8 protein-coding genes are annotated in these 17,014 nt (G+C 43.4%); 6 read left to right on the top strand and 2 right to left on the bottom strand.

Annotated elements, in window-relative coordinates:
• Positions 1–41: 41 nt before the first annotated feature.
• Entirely contained in the window at positions 42–3,371 is a 3,330-nt protein-coding gene (locus HUW51_RS17905; protein ID WP_185270988.1) for a SusC/RagA family TonB-linked outer membrane protein, read from the bottom strand.
• Positions 3,372–3,886: 515 nt separating this feature from the next.
• On the opposite strand from HUW51_RS17905, the gene HUW51_RS17900 reads away from it, so the two are divergent.
• Positions 3,887–4,960 carry a LacI family DNA-binding transcriptional regulator gene (locus HUW51_RS17900; RefSeq protein ID WP_185270987.1) on the top strand — a complete coding sequence of 358 codons (1,074 nt, stop codon included), beginning with the start codon at positions 3,887–3,889 and terminating at the stop codon, positions 4,958–4,960.
• Positions 4,961–4,970: 10 nt separating this feature from the next.
• On the opposite strand, the gene HUW51_RS17895 is transcribed toward HUW51_RS17900, so the two are convergent.
• Positions 4,971–5,534 carry a hypothetical protein gene (locus tag HUW51_RS17895; RefSeq protein WP_185270986.1) on the bottom strand — a complete coding sequence of 188 codons (564 nt, stop codon included), beginning with the start codon at positions 5,532–5,534 and terminating at the stop codon, positions 4,971–4,973.
• Positions 5,535–6,696: 1,162 nt separating this feature from the next.
• Between HUW51_RS17895 and rhaT the strand changes: the two genes are divergently transcribed.
• The 5 genes from rhaT to HUW51_RS17870 all read left to right on the top strand — a co-directional run bounded on the left by rhaT (position 6,697) and on the right by HUW51_RS17870 (position 16,987).
• Entirely contained in the window at positions 6,697–7,767 is a 1,071-nt protein-coding gene (gene rhaT, locus HUW51_RS17890; protein WP_185270985.1) for an L-rhamnose/proton symporter RhaT, read from the top strand.
• A 254-nt stretch (positions 7,768–8,021) separates the two neighbouring features.
• The gene (locus tag HUW51_RS17885) at positions 8,022–10,148 is read left to right on the top strand and encodes a bifunctional aldolase/short-chain dehydrogenase (RefSeq protein WP_185270984.1); all 2,127 of its coding nucleotides are present in this window, start codon (positions 8,022–8,024) and stop codon (positions 10,146–10,148) included.
• A gap of 242 nt (positions 10,149–10,390) precedes the next feature.
• Positions 10,391–11,674 (top strand): TIM barrel protein, encoded by a 1,284-nt coding sequence (locus HUW51_RS17880; RefSeq protein WP_185270983.1) that lies wholly within the window; start codon positions 10,391–10,393, stop codon positions 11,672–11,674.
• Between the two features lie 114 nt (positions 11,675–11,788).
• Positions 11,789–13,120, top strand: coding sequence for an FGGY-family carbohydrate kinase (locus HUW51_RS17875; protein WP_185270982.1), 1,332 nt, complete (start codon positions 11,789–11,791; stop codon positions 13,118–13,120).
• A gap of 777 nt (positions 13,121–13,897) precedes the next feature.
• Entirely contained in the window at positions 13,898–16,987 is a 3,090-nt protein-coding gene (locus HUW51_RS17870; protein ID WP_185270981.1) for a SusC/RagA family TonB-linked outer membrane protein, read from the top strand.
• Positions 16,988–17,014 lie beyond the last annotated feature (27 nt).

The following is a 17,014-nucleotide window of genomic DNA, read 5'->3' as shown; positions in this document are numbered from 1 at the left end:
GATGATAATAGCAAAATTAAATCTGTTAAATAAAACAGGAATTAAAACGAAACATGCAGCGAAACGCCATAGCTACGGGTTGGAGCCATAGAGCCTTCATCCACGCCCTGGCGGTTCCAGGAAGTACCAATACCCGTTTCTGGATCTAAATGTGGTACTGTTTTCCAGAAGTAGAACAGGTTACGGCCAATCAACGACACCGACATGTTCTGGAAGCGAAGTTTAGAAGCTAAGGCTTGCGGCAGATTATAGCTTAAAGTAAGTTCCCGCATTTTAACGTAAGAATTTTTAAAGACCGCACCGTTTTCGTACCAACCGGTGCTCCAACCGTACGTGTTCAGGTAATAGTTGGCCGCATCAACAATGGTTTGGTTTGGCGTTCCATCGGTAGTAACGCCTTCTAGCAATACGCCATCGTGGTACACTTTGGCGTTGTTCGGCGCCGTAGCGTTGTGGTCAGGTAAACGTACTTTGTCACCGCCTTCGTTAATGTAGTAAGGAATACCGCCGTGTTCGGCATCGCGGTGCTGCAAAGTTTCTTCGTATAAACCAGAACCTTTACCATATAATAAAGGAGTAGAAACTAATTTACCGCCTAAACGATAGTCTACTAAAAAGTTTAAAGACAGATTTTTAAAAGAAACGGTATTGGCTAAACCACCTACAATTTTTGGTAAGGTATTGCCTACTTTCACGTAATCGGTGCTTAGGGTATAGTAACCATCGCCGTCGATGATAAAGTTACCGTTAGCATCGGTTTCGCGGGGGTGCACGTAAATATCACCTAAAGGCTGGCCTACTTCGGCGTACATTTTTATAGCACCACCATCCGCATCGTAATACGTTAACCGATCTAAACCGGGCATTAATTTTTGCACCTTGGTGCGGTTTAAGGCAAAGTTAAAGCGGGTGTCCCATTTAATGTTTTTTTCAATTGGTGTGGCATTTAAAGCCAGCTCATAACCGTAGCTGCGCAACTCGCCCAGGTTAGCTAATACATCGTTGGCACCGGTGCTTGTAGGTAACTGCATCCGCAATATCTGGTCAATCATCCGGCTGTTGTAGTAGGTTAAATCTACGCCCAGTTTGTTGTTTAAAATCCGGGTTTCCAGACCAAACTCAAGTTCTCTTTTTTCTTCCGGACGAATTTCGTTATTACCGTAAGAGGTCATGGAACTTAAAACCGGAACCCCGCTGCCGTTGAACTGAATGGTATTTTGGTTGTAAGCAATATTAGCCGCATAAATTTCCGGGGCATTGGCTACTACGCCGTAACCGGCCCGTAACTTACCAAAACTTAAAAATTTAGGCATGTTAAAGGCTTGCGAGAATACAAAGCTACCATTCACCGATGGGTAAAAATAGCTGTTGTTTTTAGGGGCCAAGGTAGATGAGTATTCTTTACGGGCGGTGGCTTCTAAAAACAAGTATTCTCTAAAGCCAAAATTAGCAATTCCTAAAAAGGCATATTTTACTAATTCTTTGCGCCAGGCCGATGTAGTAACAAAACCTTGCGAGTTATTTAAATTAAACCAGTTTTCGACTAATAAACCGCCGTTGGTTCCGGAAGACTGATACCGGTGGGTTTCCTGCCGACCCTGAAAACCGCCACTCACGGAGAAGTCAAAATCATCAGAAAATTTATTAGAATAGGTTAATAATTCATCAGTATATAATATAGAGTAACGACCGCTGTTTAACCCGTAATAACCGGTGCTGTTGGTACCATTAAAAGCCAATGGATACTCATTAAACTGTTCGTTCTCGATGTTAATACTAGTAAAGTCGTTACCAACCCGGCCACGGAAACGCAGGTTCTTCGTGATTTCGTAGTTTAAGGTAACGCTGGAGATTAAGCGGTTCTGGTATTCGTCTTCGTTATTTTTAATTTGGCGCCATAAGAAATCCATTAAATCGGTAGCCCGGATGTTATATTTTAAGGCTTCAGAAGGATTGCGCTGCGGCTGATCGTAAGGCACATATTTATAACCGGCAGAAGTCTGGAATTTATCCAGGTAAGTTTGCATATCATCGGCACGGCTAAAGAAGCCACCGTAGTTAGCAGTTACGCGGTTAATTTGCTCTGGCCGGTTATGTACCTTAGAGTTTACGTAATTAACAATAATGTCGGTATTAATTTTATCGTTCAGCTTTAAATTGCTGTTCAGGTTAAAGGTGTTCCGCTCTAATTTACCACCCCGCTGAATGCCTTCGTTATCTAAACGGGTAAAAGAAAAGCGGTAAGCCGATTTATCGGTTTGGTTCGATAAAGCCAGGTTGATAGACGAGTTGTAACCCCTACGATAAAAATCTTTGTAATTATCCCGACGGGCCGAGTACGTTTTCATACTGCCATCCCACCAAGGTACCAGTTGGCCTTCCATTTTAGGACCAAACTGACCGTAAGCCCGGAAATAAGGGCGCTGGCTTTCGTTTACGCCATCACCATCTAAATCTACCGGAATCCAGCCTTCTTCGGTAGCACCGTTTTGCAAGTTGGTTTCGCGGTCGTAACCTGGGCCGTAAACATTCTGGTATTTTGGCCCGAAAGCTATTTCTTCGGTGTTGAAAACGTAGTTCAGGTCTACGCCTAAGCCTTTGTTTTTGGCTCCACGTTTGGTAGTAATTACAATTACCCCGTTAGATGCCTCAGAACCATAAAGAGCCGATGCGCTGGCGCCTTTTAACACACTCAAAGATTCGATATCGGCCGGATTAATATCCAATACCCCGTTACCGCGGATTTTAGTATCGCTATAGTAGCCGCCGTTGTTAAAATTAGTGGCGCCGGTTTCGCTGGTGTTCCGGATTACAATACCATCTACCACATATAAAGGCTGGGTATTGCCACTTAAAGAGTTAATCCCCCGAATTTGCACGTTGGCGGCACTGGTAGCACCACCGGGAGCCGTAGTGATTTTTACCCCGGCTGCTTTGCCGTACAAGGCCGAAGCAAAATTGGTATTACCTGCCTGGGTAATCTGCTCCGCCGAAACAGTGCTAACGGAATAACCTAACGCTTTTTGCTCCCGCTTAATACCTAAAGCGGTAACTACAACCTCATTTAATGCTTGTGCATCGGAGGCTAAACTGGTATTAATAACTGTTTGGTTGTTAATGGCTACTTCTTTGGTAACATAACCAATAAAAGAAAACACCAAAGTTCCGTTTCCGTTAGGAACCTGTAACGAATAAGTTCCTTCGGCGTTAGTAGCGGTACCCGTGGAAGTTCCTTTAAGTAACACAGTTACGCCCGGCATGGGCTGTTTTGCTTCGTCGGTTATCAGGCCTTTTACTACGAGTTGTGCCCAGCTTACCTGGCAGCACAGGAGCAAAGCACCGAATAACATTAAACTGTACTTTTTTTTCATGTTGTGTAATTGATTAGTGAATGGGTGGTAGCATACCGGAATATGCTGGTAGCAGTAAAAAAGATATGATTTAAAAAAATCATAGGCGGAGAGTCAGAATATTTGATTGTATCGAAAAAATGGAAGGTTTGCTTTTCCGGGGTGATGCCGGATGGAAGAGTAGCGTAACTTCTGATTTTAGTAAACACAAAAGAAGGTTTTTATCGGGCTAAAAGCTGAGGCAAACTTACTAAAAATTTAACATAAAAATAATATGTGTGCGGCAACACTTTTATTGTGTACGGCAACAATGTTTATTGTTTTTTAAATTTTTTAAATTATACTCTCCCGAAATATTCCTTATTTCGGCTTTATTAAGCCTAAAATGCAGCAAAGAAAGTATGTTTGTCCTGCCTTTTTGATTTTAAATAAAAGTTTGGATTGCTTCTATTTGCTTTTTTTAAAAAATAATCCTCACGGCCTTTATAATGTAATAGATTCTCTCTTAAATTGGACTCCCAGGCAGCTCCTCAGAAATGGAAAAGAAAAACATCAGGATTAAAGATATTGCGCAATTAGCCGGCGTTTCTATTGGCACCGTAGACCGGGTTTTGCATAACCGGGGTAAAGTATCGGAAGAAGCTTTGCAAAAAGTATTAAGTACCCTACGCGAAATAGATTACAAACCTAATTTAATTGCCCGCACCCTGGGCACTAAAAAAGTGTTTAGGATTGCGGTTATTATTCCGGACCCGGCCCAGGACGAATATTGGGCGCAGGCGCACCTGGGCATTCAGCACGCTGCCGTTGAATGGAACCAGTACGATGTAAAAGTAGAAACTTACTTTTTTGATTTATACCACCACGAATCTTTCCTGCAGCTTACCCAAGCGGCCCATGTAAATAAACCCGACGGCATTGTGCTGGCTCCTATATTTTACCACGAAGCTTTACACTTTTTGCACCAATGCCAGGCCAGCAAAATTCCGTTTGTAATTTTTAACACCAACCTGCCGGAAATTCATCCTTTAAGCTTTATTGGGCAGAACCTTTTTGATAGCGGCCGGGTAGCCGCCGAACTAATGAGTTTGGGCCAAACTGCACCGGGCGCCTTTACCGTATTGCACGTAAACGAAGCCAGCGAAAACTCCATCCATTTATTAGATAAGCAAAAAGGCTTTGAACATTTCTTTAAAGTTAAAAACCAACCCGATTTTAAAATTTCGGCTTTAGATATTAACGAAACTGAAGAAAACCAACTGCAGGAACACTTACAAATCCTGTTAAGCGATGCGGAAATAAAAGGCTTGTTTGTAACCACATCTAAAGGCACGGCCGCTATTGCCGCCATTTTAAAAAAATTAAACCGGACGGATATCCGGTTAATTGGCTACGATTTGTTGCCCGAAAATATTCAACATTTACAAGCCGGCACCATCGACTTTTTAATCAATCAAAATTCCCGGCACCAAACTTTTCTGGGCATTCAGCATTTGGCAAATTATCTTTTTTTAAAAAAAGAACCGCCCGCTACTAATTTATTACCCCTGGAAATAATTTCCCGCGAAAACTTAAACTCGTACCTAGGTTCGGCGCTGCCGCAGTTCTAAACGTTGGTTTTTATTTTGTAAATTTTAAAGTGCTAATCGCCGCTGAGTATTTCCGGTTTAAACTATCCTGCACAATAATCATGGCTTCTTCGTTTTGCCGGATAGCTTTAGTTATGGGCGCCGAAGCAAAAAGGTAAAAATAATCGGTCGGCATTTTTACAATGTACTCCGACGATACCACCTTATTGGCTTTATCGATGGTAGTTTTGTGCAGATAGGACTGCTCGTTTACTCTACGGTTAGCAAAGCCCGAATTTTTAATTTTTACGGTATCGGCTAAGCTAATAACACTGCCCACGGCGGTATAAGGTACCTGGTCGGGGTTGTCGGCACCGCCGCTGTAAAACAAGATTTTTTGCGGTGGTTGGTCGGTAAGCTGAGCGGCGTATTTTTTAAATTTTTTATCAGAAGCCCGCTGCAAAGCCTGCGTATGCGTTAAAGGCGATTTACTTTCGGGCAAAACGATGGAAAGTGGTATTTCGGTGTTGGAGTATTGGTTAGAGGTTAAAAACTGATTGGTGGTGCAGCCAACCAACAAAAACAAACTAAACAGTAAAGTAACGAGGAGCTTCATGATCGTATCTATTTTTAGTACGATTACGCAAGATTACCCGAATAGATTTACCCTGCGGTACAAGAATTTTGCAGTTACCTCAGCCGGAAAACTGGTTACATTAAAAGCTTAATCTTGAAGGTAAGTTTCAATGTTAAAACCTGCCAATTTTTAAATTTTTAAAATTCTGCTTTATCAGGTTAGGTTTTCTTCTTTTTTAAAGCCCAGGCGAGTTGTTTTAAAACCTTCGGGCACCGAAATTATAAAATTTTATACCTAAGTTATCTTAAAAATAAGAATTAGACTAGGAAGTTGTTCTTTGGAGCCGGTTCCCGTCTCCATGTATTGGTTCCATTACATTGTAACAGGCTGAGTTTGCCTCATGGCCGGCGGGCCTCGTTTGGCTCTCTCGGGCTGGTCTAAGCTTCCTTTCCTCCTTACGTCGGAATGCTACGCACCGGAACCTTAGAAGGCCCTCAACAGCCAAACTGGTGTCAGTGGCGAGTAGCTACGGCTTTTCTTAAATTAAGCATAATGAAATATAAGCATTGACTTTAATAACAAACTGCATCAAAGAAAATCTACTAAAATCCATATTTCTGTTTACAAAGCTTAAAAGGATATACTTGAAGGATGTCAATACCATTATTATTCGAGAATTCAGGAGTAAGTAAAATCCGTAGCTAAACGCCACTGACACCAGTTTGGCTATGGAGCACCTGATAGGGTTCCGGTTTTGCGCAGCAAAATTCCGCAGACGGAGTCGAGGAAAGGAAGACTAGCGAGTGCGAGAGAGCCAAACGAGGCCCGCCGGCCATGAGGCAAACTCAGCTGTATCCAGTAAGATGGAACCTCAGCCTGGAGGCGGGAACCGGCTCTAAAGAAAAACGCTTCCAAGCTAACAAACTGAAGTTAACTTTTTAATCCAATAATTTATCAAACCTTTTTTTCACAATTTTTTTACTTTTCGCTAAAGTAATTTTGCAGGATAGTGCAGGACAGTTTCTCTTGTTTTTACAACTACATTTCCCAATATAGTAGATTAATTTTAAAAATTTTTAAAAAACGGCTTTATAGACAGCTAAAATCATGAATTAGCCGGCAAATTTTTAAAATTTTCCATTGCCATTTGTATTTCAATTTTTCCAAAAAAAATTTACTTTTCTAAACCAACTATTCCTCTATGCAGGTCATTCTGGGATTATTTTACCATTTTATCGGGGGCTTTGCCTCCGGCAGTTTTTACATACCGTTTAATCGCGTAAAACAATGGGCCTGGGAAAGTTACTGGCTGGTGGGAGGTATTTTTTCGTGGTTAATTGTGCCGCCCATTGGCGCCGCCCTTACAGCACCCGGCTACTTAGAAACCTTAACCCACACGCCTTTTTCTACTTTGTTTTACACCTATTTAATGGGTTTACTGTGGGGCATAGGTGGTTTAACCTTTGGTTTAACCATGCGGTATCTGGGTTTGTCGTTGGGTATGGCTATTGTTTTGGGTTTTTGTGCGGCCTTCGGCACGCTTATACCACCCATATTTTACGAGTTTTTTGGCCGGTCCGGTAACGCCAAAACCATTACCGAACTGCTCAGCACTACTTCCGGACTAATTATTTTTGCCGGGGTTTTACTGTGTTTAGTGGGTATTGGCATTTGCGGCAAAGCCGGCACTTTAAAAGAAAAAGAATTATCGCCGGAACAAAAAACCGAAAACATCAAGGAGTTTAATTTCCCGAAAGGTATTCTGGTGGCCATATTCTCAGGGGTGCTCAGCGCCTTTATGTCGTTTGGGTACGAAACCGGCAAACCCATCGCCGAAGCCACCGTGGCCCGCGGCATCGATCCGTTATGGCAAAACAATCCTACCCTGGTGGTTATTTTACTGGGCGGCTTAACTACCAACATTATCTGGTGTTTGTATTTAAATATCAAAAATAAAACCGGCGGCGATTACGTAAACAAAGCCACGCCTTTAGTCCGCAATTATCTTTTCTCGGCCATTGCCGGTACCACCTGGTATTTGCAGTTCTTTTTTTACGGCATGGGCGAAAGCCTTTTTTCGGCCAACGGCCTAGGTTTTAGTAGCTGGACCTTACACATGGCCTTTATTATTATCGTGAGTAATATCTGGGGCATTTATTTTAACGAATGGAAAGGCGCCAGTGCCCGCACCATGCGGGTTATTATTCTGGGCATTGTTACGGTAATTATTTCTACGATGGTAGTGGGCTACGGAAATTACCTGGCCTCCTGAACAAAACTGCCGCGTTTACAGTAACAAACAATCAACTTAAACCGACCTTCTGCAAGATATAAAAACCCCGACAGGATAGCACAGGATGGCCTAAAGGGGTATAATAACTACATTTGATAATGGTAAAACCGGAAAAGGCAACAAACCCATTTTTTAAATTTATTACTTTCTCCCGCTTCACCTTAATAATAGCAAACGCAAAAATTTAAAAACCAAATCATCTTTAGAATAAAAAAACTTAAACATAATCGGATATGGATAATTCGACTGCAACCACCACATTTAAATACGTAAGTTATCTCTGGGACGAGCAAGTAGCCAATTCTCTAAAGGATGATGAGGTAGCGCTTTTAATTTATCGTTCTAATTTATTGGGCGCCGATTTACGCTTAACCAATTACGCCGGAGGCAACACCAGTTGCAAAGTAGATATGCCCGACCCTTTAACCGGCCAGGATGTAGAAGTAATGTGGGTAAAAGGTTCCGGCGGCGACCTGGGCACTTTAAAGAAAAGTGGCCTGGCGGCATTGTACGTCGATAAATTGCACAGCCTGAAAAACCGCTACCGTGGTTTAGCCCACGAAGACGAAATGGTAGCCTTGTTTAATCATTGCATTTATGATTTAGATTCCAAAGCGCCTTCCATCGATACGCCTTTACACGCTTTTTTACCTTTTAAGCACATCGACCACTTACACCCCGATGCCATTATTGCCATTGCGGCCGCCAAAAACGGCGAACAAATTACCCGCGAATTGTTTGGCGGTAAAGTAGCCTGGGTGCCGTGGCAGCGGCCCGGTTTTGACTTAGGTTTACAGATGGAAAAAGCCGTACAAGATAATCCGGGTATTACAGGCATTATTTTGGGCAGCCACGGTTTGTTTACCTGGGGCGATACTGCCTACGAAAGCTATATCAATACTTTAGAAACTATTGAGAAGGCATCGGAGTATTTGCAACAAAACTATGGGAAGGATCGGCCGGTATTTGGCGGCGCTAAAATTCAGTCTTTGCCCGCTGAAGAACGCCTAGCCAAAGCCAGCGAAATGATTCCGGTGCTGCGGGGTTTGTGCTCCAGCCAAAATCGCATGATCGGGCATTTCACCGACGACGAACGCGTGTTGGAATACATTAACAGCCACGATTTAGATAAACTAGCGCCGCTGGGTACCAGTTGCCCCGATCACTTTTTGCGCACCAAAATACGGCCTTTGGTTTTAAATTTAACTCCGGATGCGGACATCTCAGATGCTGAAAATTTAAAAAATCAACTTACTGCCCAGTTTGAAGCTTACCGGGCCGATTACACCGGTTATTACGAACGCAGCAAACACCCGAATAGCCCGGCGGTTCGCGATGCGAATCCGGTAATAATTATTTACCCCGGCGTAGGCATGTTTTCGTTCGCCAAAGACAAGCAAACGGCCCGCGTAGCCAGCGAGTTTTACATAAATGCCATTAACGTAATGCGGGGTGCCGAAGCTATTTCGGAGTACCAGGGTTTGCCGGAACAAGAAGCGTTTGATATTGAATATTGGTTATTAGAAGAAGCCAAACTGCAACGCATGCCCAAAGAAAAACCTTTGTCGCGCAAAATTGCCTTAATTACCGGTGGTAGCGGCGGCATTGGCAAAGCTATTGCCGATAAACTGGCTCAGGAAGGTGCCTGCGTGGTAATGGTTGATATGCGCGAAGCTGATATTCAGGAAGCGCAAGCGGAATTTAATAAAAAGTTTGGCCGCGATACCGCCGCCACCGCGATTGTAGATGTTACCAGTTCGCAAGCCATTGCTGAAGCTTTTAAAACGGCAAATCTAGCTTTTGGCGGCGTAGATATTGTGGTGAATTGCGCCGGTTTATCTATTTCTAAGCCCATGATGGAAACCACCGAAGCTGATTACGATATACTGCAGGATGTACTGGTAAAAGGCCAATTCTTAGTATCGCAGCAAGGTGTTAAAATAATGCGCAAGCAACAACTGGGTGGTGATATTGTAAACATTGTGAGTAAAAATGCCTTGGTTTCCGGGCCTAATAACATTGCCTATGGTACTGCCAAAGCGGCTCAATTACACATGTCGCGGTTAATGGCTGCCGAGTTGGGTTCTGATAAGATACGGGTAAATGTAGTAAATCCAGATGCGGTAATCCGGGGCAGCAAAATCTGGGAAAGCGGCTGGGCCGAAGGTCGGGCTAAAGCTTATGGCATTTCCGTGGCTGAACTGCCAGCTTATTACGCCAAACGTACGGTATTAAACGAAGAATTACTGGTCGAAGATATGGCGAATGCCGTGTTCTTATACGTGGGTGGCTTACTCAACAAGAGCACCGGCAACGTATTGAACGTGGATGGTGGCGTACCAGCCGCATTTGTGCGTTAATCTTTTCTTAAAATTAAAATTTTTAAAATATTGGTAATACCCGCTGGTGCGAGTTTGTAGCTCGTGCCAACAGGTATTGCCGATATCATACGTTTCTGTTTTTTAAATTATAACAGACTAGTTGCATCCTATTGGTGCGGCTTTACTTCCGGCGCTAACCGCACTTAATGCGCTAAAGCTGTAATCTGTTAAAAAGTATAAATTTAAAAATTGGTTGAGTTTATCTTTAAAAACCTGCTGCCATGATCCTGGATAAATCGCTGATTGACCAACATAACCAAACTTTAGCCTCGAGCCAGGATAAAAAGTTTAAGTACCTGCAAAGTGTTTTACAAGACGAAGGCCACAACGTAAACGCTATTCTGGAGCAACTCGCTGCCTTTCAAGTAGCCATTCCCAGTTGGGCTTTAGGAATGGGCGGCACCCGGTTTGGCCGTTTTGCGGGTGGCGGGGAACCGCGGAGCTTAGAAGAAAAAATTGAGGATGTCGGGTTACTGCACGCTTTAAATCAATCGAGTGGGGCTATTTCGCTGCACATTCCCTGGGACATCCCGCAGAATGCAACAGCCATTAAACAATTAGCGGCTTCGTTTGAGTTGCAGTTTGATGCCGTCAATTCCAACACTTTTCAAGACCAGGAAGACCAGGCGCATTCCTATAAATACGGTTCTTTGTCGCACACCGATAAGCACGTGCGCGACCAGGCTATTGCCCATAACGTAGAAGTAATTAAACACGGCGTGGCGTTAGGTTCCAAAGCGTTAACGATCTGGTTATCGGACGGTTCGGATTTTCCGGGGCAGCAAAATTTCCGGCGTGCATTTCAGCGTACCCTGGATTCGTTTCAGCAGATTTACGAAACATTGCCCGATGATTGGAAAGTATTTATTGAATACAAACCCTACGAACCTCATTTTTACTCCACGGTAGTTGCCGACTGGGGTACTTCCCTCCTGTTCTGCCAGAAACTCGGCGAGAAAGCCTTGGGTTTGGTTGATTTAGGCCATCATTTACCCAATACCAACATCGAACAAATTGTGTCGCGGTTTATGATGGAAGGCAAACTGGGCGGTTTTCACTTTAACGATTCTAAATACGGCGACGATGATTTAACCGTGGGCGCCATGCGGCCTTTCCAGTTATTTTTAATTTTTAACGAACTGGTAGAAGGCATGATCAGCGCCGAAGTAAAAAACCCGCCTTTAAGCTGGATGATTGACGCCAGCCACAACGTAAAAGACCCGCTGGAAGATTTACTGCAATCGGTAGAAGCCATAAAAATAGCGTATGCCCAAGCCTTAATCATCGACCGGCAAGCGCTGGAAAAAGCCCAGGAACAAAACGATGCCACCCAGGCCCAGGAAATTCTGCAACAAGCCTTCCGGACAGATGTACGGCCTTTGCTGGCGCAAGCCCGGTTACAAAGCGGAGCGGCCTTGCAGCCCTTAGCGTTTTACCGCGAACAAAAAATCCGGCAGCAGCTTATTAAACAACGTGGTCTTAAAACTTACACTACCGGTTTGTAGGTTGGATTTTAAATTATAGATGTTAGACACTAGATTTTAGAAAATCAGATTTTTAAAATTTTAAAATTCCACCACTTTTAACACATAACTTTTAACTCCTAACTCTTAATTCTAATGGTTCCTTGCGTAGCGGTATTTGATATAGGTAAAACCAACAAGAAATGCGTTCTTTTTGACCCGGAATATCGGATTATCCACGAAATAGAAACGCGCTTTCCTGAAATTACCGACGACGACGGCGAACCAAGCGAAGATTTAAATTCCTTGATTAACTGGTTACAACAAACCTGGCAACATCTCGAAAACAACACCCAATTTGATATTCGGGGGCTTAATTTTACTACCTACGGGGCCAGTTTTGTGCACTTAAATGCGCAAAATAAACCAGCTACTCCCTTATACTCTTACTTAAAACCTTTTCCTGAAGACTTAGACCAGCAGTTCCACGCGCAGTACGGCTCTAAGCTGACGTTTTCTGCCCAAACGGCCTCGCCGGATTTAGGCATGCTTAACTCAGGAAAACAACTTTACTGGCTTAAATACAAAAAACCACATCTATTTAGCCAGATTAAATGTTCGTTGCATTTGCCTCAATTCTGCGCATTTCAGTTTTCGGGGCAGCGCGTGTCGGAATATACCAGTATTGGGTGCCACACCGGCCTCTGGGATTTTACTAAAAATCAGTACCACAACTGGGTTTATCAGGAAGATATTATTTCGCTGCTACCCCGTATTACCGACTATAATACTACTTTCAGCATTAAGTTTCGGAATAAGCAAATTCCAGTGGGCATTGGCCTCCACGACAGTTCGGCGGCTTTAATTCCGTATTTACAAAAATACCAGGAGCCTTTTTTATTACTTTCTACCGGCACCTGGGGCATTACGCTCAACCCGTTTGCCCAAGAGCCGCTCACCGAAGAAATGCTGCAACAAGACTGTCTGAATTATTTAACCTACAATGGCAATCCGGTACGGGCTTCGCGGGTATTTATTGGTAACGAGCACGAAGTACAAACCAAAAAACTGGCGGCGCATTTTAATAAACCGCTAGATTATTTTAAAACTGTGGTATACCAACCCGAGTTTACGCCCAGTATGGTGCCAGCTGGCTCGGGAATGCCGGAATCGGGGGAGGCTTCCGCTAAAATTATCTTTAACTACCAAATTGCCAAGCAGTTTGATGGCGGCGCTTACCAAACCTACGAAGAAGCTTACCATGCTTTAATACGGCAACTCCTGGCGCCCCAGATTAAGGCGATACACCTGGCTAGCGAATACCGCTTAGCTGCCTTTAAATACTTACTAGTGGACGGCGGATTTAGTAAAAACAAAATTTTTATGGCTTTGCTGCAAGAAGCATTTCCTACCCTGCAAATCATTGTTGCAGAAAATTCGCAAGGTACGGCGCTGGGTGCAGCCATGGCCTTACAAATATGGCAATAGCCTGGCAGCAAGCTTAAACGCACCTGAATTTTTAAAATTTTGGCGGTAAGCTGGTGTCCTGCCCTATCCTGTAAAAAAAATTTAAACCCCAGGATAGTAGGTATTTCTTTAACTCAAGGACTTACTTTTATAACCTGCTAACCCATAGTTAACAATAATGTTAAAAATTAATTTTTGAAAACCGCTGCGGGTTTTGTTTCCTAGTTCAGGTAAGCCAGTCCCGGGTAGCTCCTTGTTTTTGGCTGCCTTTCCAGTCGCCTTATAAGTTTACGAGGTTTATTAACCTGTAAGCATTTGATAATTAAGCCATCACTCTGGCTTTTACGCTTCTTATACTTAACCTAATACTTTCGCTTGTATTTACCGGCACAGCAGCTTACTGTTTTATGGCCATAAGTTTGATTCTGTTCCACAGAGGTTAATCCAGAACCTTTAAATAGGTAAACTCAATATTGATTTTATTCGGTTTGTATCTAAGGAATTAGATTTAGAAAAGTTAAAAATTTAAAATCTATCCGTTTAAAATTCTTTAGAAAGTAAAGCCAGAGCAACCTTCTTTTTAAGTAAAAATGGCATAATTATAAAATTTTTAAAATTGAATCGATTAAGCCCGGACAGTGCAGGATAGTCTGACATTTTTTTGCCGGTAAATTTAAAAATCTTAAATAAAGCTGAGTAGCCTCTAGATAACTTGGTTTTGGAGGTTAACGGCTTTTACCAGGATTTCATACATGTAAGTTTTAATCAAACTACTTTTTATATAAATAAAACAAGCACATGAAACACAAACTACTAAAAACAATGCAGTACTTAGGCGTTCTGCATTTGTTATTTTTTACTCTTACGAGTGCCTGGGCGCAGGGTTTACAGGTTACCGGCAAAGTATCTAGTAACACCGGCGAAAGCTTACCCGGAGTAACTGTATTGGTAAAAGGAACCTCTACTGGTACGGCTACCGATGCAAACGGCGGATTTTCGTTAAACGTACCGAACGGCAATGGCACCTTAGTAGTATCTTTTATCGGGTACATTACCCAGGAAGTAGCCATTAATAACAAAACCAACATTAATGTAACGCTAGCCCCCGATACCAAAGCTTTAGAAGAAGTAGTAGTAGTGGGTTACGGCAGCCAGCTTAAAAAAGAAGTTACCGGCGCCGTACAAACCGTTACGGCCAAAGAAATTAAAGACGTACCGGTGTCGCAGGTTACGCAAAAGTTACAAGGCCGTTTGGCCGGCGTACAAATTACCCAGGCCACCGGTAAACCAGGCCAAGGCATTTCGGTTCGTATCCGGGGGCAATTATCGGTATTAGGTGGTAGCGATCCATTGTACGTGGTTGATGGTTTCCCGATTACCGGTAACATCAGCACCCTGAACCCCGACGAAATCGAAGATATTTCCATTTTAAAAGACGCTGCTTCTACTTCGTTGTACGGTTCGCGGGCAGCCAACGGGGTGGTTTTAATTACTACCAAACGGGGCAAGAACGGCCAGACCAATGTGAGCTTTAATAGCTTTGTGGGTATCCAGAAAGTACCGCAACGCGGTCGCATTGAAATGATGAATGCCGAAGAATTTGCCCAATTTAAAAAAGAATACTACGAAGATGCCGGCCAACCCGTGCCTGAAGCATTCCAGAACCCTGCGGAATACCGGGGTAAAAACAACGACTGGTACGATGCTTTACTGCGCACCGCGCCCATGCAGAGCTATAACTTAACCATTACCTCTAACAAAGAAAAAGTAAATACGGCGGTAGTGGCCGGGGTATTTAATCAACAAGGGGTAGTCTTAAACAACGAGTATAAAAGATACTCCCTGCGTTTAAACACTACTTACGATGTATCGGATAAGTTCCGGTTAGGTTTTAACCTGGCGCCTTCCTACATTTTTGATAATACGCCCCGCACCGACGGCGACCGGGGTACCGGGATTTTGTTTAACGCCCTGCACACTTGGCCAGTAATGCCCATTTACGACGAAAACGGCGAATTAACGAAATTTAACCGCTTCCCGGCCAATACCGGTAACATCTTTGACTACCCGAACTGGGTTCGGTCGGCGAAAGAGTTAGTAAATGAAAATAAAAACGTAAACATCCTGGGCAATACCTTCCTGGAGTTCCGGCCTATTAAAGATTTAGTATTAAAAACTACTTTTAACGCCGAATTATATAATTCAAAATTCTTTTTCTTTAACCCCTCTACGGCTACCAGCGCCATTAATACCCCCATACCTACCACGGCTGTTTCTATCCGGAACAATGTGCAGGTATTTACCTGGCTAAACGAGAACCTGGCTACTTATTCTAAAAGCTTTAACGATCATAACTTTGAACTCTTAGCTGGTTATACCAACCAACAATTCCAGTTCGAGGGCAGCCGCATTCAGGCCGATACGTACGCCGACGACCGCTTGCCCACAATTCAGGGTGGTTTAAATATTAACCGGGGTGGTACTTCTAACGATGTGCAAGAATGGAGTTTAACTTCATTGTTATCACGCCTTACTTATAATTTTAAAGGCAAATATTTGTTCACCGCGGCCGTTCGGAGCGATGGTTCTTCGCGTTTTGGTTCGGCTAACCGCTGGGGAACTTTCCCTTCAGCTTCCGTGGGCTGGGTAGTGTCGGATGAAGAATTTTTAAAAAGTATTCCCAAAATATCTTTCGCTAAAGTTCGGGCCAGCTACGGTATAACCGGTAATAATAACATCGGTAACTATACGCCATATGCCCTTATTAACAATACAGTAAATGCCGCTTTCGGTAATAATGTAGCTCCTGGCTCGGCGGTAACTTCTTTGGCTAACCCGAACTTAAGCTGGGAAACCACCAAGCAATTTGATGCCGGTTTAGATTTAGGTTTGTTCGAAGACCGCATTACCTTCATGTACGATTTCTACAAAAAGAAAACTACCAACCTGTTGTACAACGTGCAGATTGCGCAGGAAGCCGGCTTTAGCAACTTTAACGACAACATTGGTGAAATTGACTTCTGGGGCCATGAGTTTGCGGTAAATACCCGTAACACTCAAGGTAAACTGGTTTGGACGACCAATGCTAACATTTCTTTTAACCGCAATAAAGTTATTGCCTTAGCTGAAGGCATCGACCGGGTGTACGGTACTTTCCACATTACCAAAGTAGGCGAGCCTTTTGGTCAGTTCTACGGCTTAATTAAAGAAGGCTTGTACATGAACGAAGAAGACTTGAACAGCTCGCCGCAGGTTCCCGGCCGTTCTACGGTAGGTAGCATTAAATTAAGAGATATTAACGGCGATGGCATTATCACCAACGGCGGCGACAACGACGACCGCACCATTATTGGCAACCCCTTCCCGGATTTTACTTACGGCATTACCAATAATTTAAGCTACGGCAAGTTCGATTTCTCTATTGTAGGTTCTGGTTCTTACGGTAATGATTTACTGGTTCGCCACTTATACAGCACCGCTAACCTGGATGGCGTATTTAACATGGTAAAAGGCGTAAAAGACCGTTTCCGTTCCCCAGAAAATCCGGGTAAAGGTGTGTTTGGTACAACTGTAGGTGGTGGTAACGTAACTGGTATCGAACGCGATTGGATGAGCACGCACTTTATACAAGATGCCTCTTACTTTACTATCAAGAACATTACCCTGGGTTATACTTTGGGTGAGTGGAAAAATGTGTTCCGTTCAGCCCGCCTTTACACCTCCATTCAGCAAGCTTACGTGTTTACCAAATACAAAGGCGGCCCTAACCCTGAAACCAGCGGTAATGGCTCCGGAGATGGTAGCGGCGGTAACTTAAGCCAGGGTATCGACTTTTCGAACTATCCGGTACCGCGCACTTACACCATTGGTATCAACGTTAATTTCTAAGCCCTATCAGAAGCTTAAATGATTTAA

It is taken from the genome of Adhaeribacter swui (assembly GCF_014217805.1).
Lineage (GTDB): Bacteria > Bacteroidota > Bacteroidia > Cytophagales > Hymenobacteraceae > Adhaeribacter > Adhaeribacter swui.
This window is presented reverse-complemented; position numbering and strand designations above follow the sequence as displayed.